A 1565-nucleotide genomic window follows, 5' to 3' on the forward strand; every position below is an offset into this window, starting at 1 on the left:
GGGCACGCGCACGATCAAGGCGTCGCCCTGACCGCCGCCGCCGCACAGGGCAGCGGCGCCGATGCCGCCACCGCGCCGCTTGAGCTCGTTGGCCAAGGTGAGCGTGATGCGGGCGCCGGACATCCCGAGCGGGTGCCCCATGGCGATCGCGCCGCCATTGGGGTTGACGTTCTCGGGGTCGAGGCCGAGCTCGCGCGCGGAGACCAGGCCGACGGCCGCGAAGGCCTCGTTGATCTCGACCACGTCGAGGTCGCCGGGGGTAATGCCTTCCTTGGCGCAGGCCGCCTTGATCGCTTCGGCGGGCTGGCTCTGCAGGGTCGAGTCGGGTCCGGCGACCACGCCGTGGGCGCCGATCTCGGCCAGCCAGGACAGGCCCAGCTCCTCGGCCTTCGACTTCTTCATCACGACGACTGCGGCGGCGCCGTCCGAGATCTGCGACGCCGAGCCGGCCGTGATGGTGCCGTCCTTGGCGAAGGCCGGGCGCAGGCCGGCCAGCGACTGCGCCGTCGTGTCGGCCCGGATGCCTTCGTCGGACTTGAACTCAATCGGGTCGCCCTTGCGCTGCGGAATGGAGACGGCGACGACTTCGTCGTCGAAGAAGCCGTCCTTCCAGGCCCGCGCCGCCAACTGGTGGCTGCGGGCCGAGAACTCGTCCTGCTCCTCGCGGGTCACGGCGCGCTCACCGGTGTTGGCGGACTCCGTCAGCCCGCCCATGCCCTGCATGGTGAAGACATCGGACAGGGCGTCGAAGTCCATGTGGTCGCGCAGGGTGACATTGCCGTATTTGAAGCCATCGCGGCTCTTCTCCAGCAGGTGCGGGGCATTGGTCATCGACTCCTGGCCGCCGGCGACGATAATCTCGAACTCCCCGGCCCGGATCAACTGGTCGGCGAGGGCGATCGCATCGATGCCGGAGAGGCAGACCTTGTTCAGCGACAGGGCCGGGACCGACATCGGGATGCCGGCCTTGACGGCCGCCTGCCGCGCGGGGATCTGCCCCTCGCCGGCATAAAGCACCTGGCCCATGATGACGTAGTCGACGTCCTCGGGCTTGACGCCGGACTTCTCCAGCGCCCCCTTGATGGCGAATCCGCCCAGGTCGGAGCCGCTGAAGCCCTTCAGCGATCCGCTCATGCGGCCCATCGGGGTGCGGGCGCCGGCGACGATGACGGTGGGATCGGTGGACATGCCAAACCTCTTCATTGATTCGATGGCCGTATGCCGTCGATGCTAGCGAGCGCTTCCCTCACCTCGCCCGCCGCGCGGCGGTGACCCTCACCACCCATGGGCCATTCCCTCGGGGTCGAAGACGTCCTCGATCCGGCAGCCGAAGGCTGCCGCGATCTTGAACGCCAACGGCAGCGAGGGGTCGAAGCGGCCCCGCTCGATGGAGATCACGGTCTGCCGAGAGACCCCCAGCAGGTCGGCGAGGGCCGCCTGGGAGAGCCCGCGACCGGCCCGCAGCTGCGCGACTCGGTTGTCCATGGCCGGTCACCGGTTCCCGAGCCGGACCCAGCCATAGGACAAGGCGAACAGGCCGAGACCGACGACGAGCACATGGGTCA

Annotated in this window: 2 protein-coding genes; both read right to left on the bottom strand. The window is 69.3% G+C overall.

The annotated features are described in order from the left end of the window. Positions 1-1188, bottom strand: a 1188-nt coding sequence (locus PKH97_RS16540; protein ID WP_324388701.1) for an acetyl-CoA C-acetyltransferase, incomplete at its 3' end; no start/stop codon positions are given. 87 nt (positions 1189-1275) lie between these two features. Beyond that, complete coding sequence (locus tag PKH97_RS16545; protein WP_324388702.1) at positions 1276-1485, bottom strand: helix-turn-helix transcriptional regulator; 210 nt, start codon at positions 1483-1485, stop codon at positions 1276-1278. Positions 1486-1565: the final 80 nt, after the last annotated feature.

This window comes from Nostocoides sp. (genome assembly GCF_035343835.1).
Lineage (GTDB): Bacteria > Actinomycetota > Actinomycetes > Actinomycetales > Dermatophilaceae > Nostocoides_A > Nostocoides_A vanveenii.

What these genes read in the sequence shown, in the direction of transcription:
- PKH97_RS16545 (WP_324388702.1), bottom strand. Translation starts at nt 1,485, where the DNA reads ATGGACAACCGAGTCGCGCAGCTGCGGGCCGGTCGCGGGCTCTCCCAG.